Annotated in this window: 1 pseudogene; it reads right to left on the bottom strand. The window is 40.6% G+C overall.

Annotated elements, in window-relative coordinates:
• Positions 1 to 245 precede the first annotated feature (245 nt).
• Positions 246 to 465, bottom strand: a pseudogene (locus CYP51_RS03170) (hypothetical protein); the annotation flags it as partial.

Here is a 465-nt window from a genome sequence, read left to right as displayed (position 1 = left end):
TTATATCATAAGCGATTGTGGGATTTAAGTAACTTAGTGAGAACACGGCGAGTTTGAATTTCTCTCTACCCGCCATAAAACTATCTATAACTTAAAGTCTACTGACCTTTATTTTTATTGCTTAAAACATTGGCACTAAGCAAAAAACCACTTTATAAAACTTGCCAATTATCTTTTACTTTGCCATATAACTAACATTAAATTTTGCTCCATTTCAGGGACAAATTTGCATAGAACGCTTAAATTTAGATTCTATTTGCCTTATCGACAGTTACGAACGCCCAGTGCATAAACTCTTGCTTCGGTTTGTATTTGCCGCTATTAAAATATTCCTCTAGTCGCGCCTCCTCCGCGCTGCTTAGCTCACCGCCAAGCCCCCAGCGCGTCTTTTGTATGAGCTCCTGCGCGCTCGCGGGTATAGGGCTTAGACTTAGCGGCGATGATGGCAAGATAAGGGGCAAATTT

Origin of the sequence: Campylobacter concisus, assembly GCF_002912895.1 — a bacterium.
Lineage (GTDB): Bacteria > Campylobacterota > Campylobacteria > Campylobacterales > Campylobacteraceae > Campylobacter_A > Campylobacter_A concisus_G.
The sequence above is the reverse complement of the archived record's forward strand: the minus strand, read 5'-3'. Positions and strand labels throughout refer to the sequence as shown.